General features: G+C 72.0%; 1 protein-coding gene. It reads right to left on the reverse strand.

Features of this window, described 5'->3' with window-relative positions; translation table 11 throughout:
* Nucleotides 1–125 precede the first annotated feature (125 nt).
* Nucleotides 126–1910, reverse strand: a 1785-nt coding sequence (locus ACWGJO_RS41485; protein WP_452190952.1) for a M1 family aminopeptidase, incomplete at its 5' end; no start/stop codon positions are given.

The following is a 1910-nucleotide window of genomic DNA, read 5'->3' on the forward strand; positions in this document are numbered from 1 at the left end:
CCGGCCCCGGGTGCCGACAGGGGGCCGCCGGGGGACGCGAAGTGGCCGCCACCCGGACCGCGGGGGGACGCCGCCGGGCGCCGCCCCCGGCGGGAGCGGGGGGCGGCGCCACGGGCTGCCCGGGTTCAGCCGTCGATGCGGTGCTGGCTCCAGAAGGAGGTCAGGTCCACGGTGGTGGCGGCCTGGGCCGCGGCCTTGAACTCCGCGGTGGTGGAGACGCCGTTCCAGTGCGCCTGCGCGTAGTTGCGCAGCAGCGTGGTCATCGCGGTGTCGCCGATCGTCCGGCGCAGGTCGTGCAGGGCGCACTTGCCGTAGCCGTAGACGACCGTGGAGTAGCGCGAGGAGTTGGCGTCCCAGTACGCCATCGAGTTGGTGATCTTCTCCGCCGAGGAGGCCCAGGAGACGCTGTTCCAGCAGCCGTTGCCGGTCTTGCCGAGGGCGAGATCGGTGGCGTAGTCGGTGAAGGCCTCGTCCAGCCAGGGGCTGTTGTACTCGTCGTCGCCCACGATGCCGTACCACCACTGGTGGCCGATCTCGTGGGTGAGCGCCGTGGTGCTGACCAGGTCGAGGACGAAGCCCGGGTACTCCATGCCGCCGAACCAGAAGTTGTTGTCGATCACCGCGTCCAGTTCGCCGTACGGGTAGGCACCGAAGCGCTGGGCGTGGGCGTCGACCGCCGAGGTCGCGGTGGAGAGCATCGACGTGGAGTCGGCCGCGCTGATGCCCGCCACCGAGTAGACGTTGACCTTCACCCCGGCCGCCGAGGTGCCGGAGATCCTGGTGAACGGTCCGGCGCCCCACGCGAAGTCGCGCACCTTGCTCGCGGTCGCCTTGGTGACGGTCCGGCCGGTCGTGCCGGGGGTGTCCACCGAGGTGCCGGTCGCGGGCACCAGCAGGCCGGTCGGGTGGTCCAGGGTGACGGTGAAGTCCGAGGCCACCGAGTAGAAGGACTCGCCGTTGTTGGTGTACGGGTCGAGGTGCCAGCCGGCCGCGTCCCGTATCGCCAGGACGGGCAGGGCGTTGCCGAGGAAGTTGTACGCGCCGTCGTGGCCGAAGCGGTCCGCGCCGCTCGGCACGGTGATGCCGAGGTCGAAGCCGACGGTACCGCTCTGGCCCTGGGCGAGCGGGGCCGGCAGGGTGATCTTGAGCGCGGTGCAGTTCACCGTGAGCGGGGAGGGCGTGCCGCCGGTCACGTTGGTGACCGTGATCGGGGTGCTGGGGCAGCTGCCGTGGGCGTTGTCCCACAGCCGCAGGTACACCTCGTTCAGCGCGGCGGGCGAGGCGTTGCTGAAGGTCACGCTCTCGTGCCCGGTCCAACTGCCGCCGGAGGCGTCGCTGCTGAGGTCGACGGTGTACGCCGGTGCGGCCGGGGTGCGGGTCGGGTCGCCGGGCTGGGGGGTGGTCCCGCCGCCGGAGACGTCCAGGGTGACGTCGTCCAGCACGAAGCTGGTCTGCAGGCTGGCGTCCTCGACGCCGGTGAAGGCGAGCGTCGCGGTCTGGCCGGCGAAGGCGGAGACGTCGACGGTCTTGTGCACGTACCCGCTCCGGGCGTCCAGGTTGGAGTAGGTGGCCACCGTGGTGGAGCCGAGTTTGACGGTCAGCTTGTCGTAGGCCGTACTGGCGGTCGTCTCGGCGGTGTCGACGTGCAGCCAGAAGCCGAGCGTCGCGGTGCCGCACCCGGCGGGGAGCGTGACGGACTGCGAGAGGGTGTCGGTGTGGCTGGAGCCGTAGCCGTCGAGCCAGGCGTAGGAACTGCCGGAGTGCGCGCTCTGGCCGCTGTCGGCGGTGATCGCGCCGCTCGGCGCCGTCCAGGGCGAACTGCCGGACTCGAAGCCGCCGTTGGCCACGACCTGGGCGGGTGTGCAGTCCGCGGCGCTCGCCACGGTGGGGGGGGCGGGCGCCGCGAGGGC

It is taken from the genome of Kitasatospora sp. NPDC054795 (assembly GCF_053611565.1).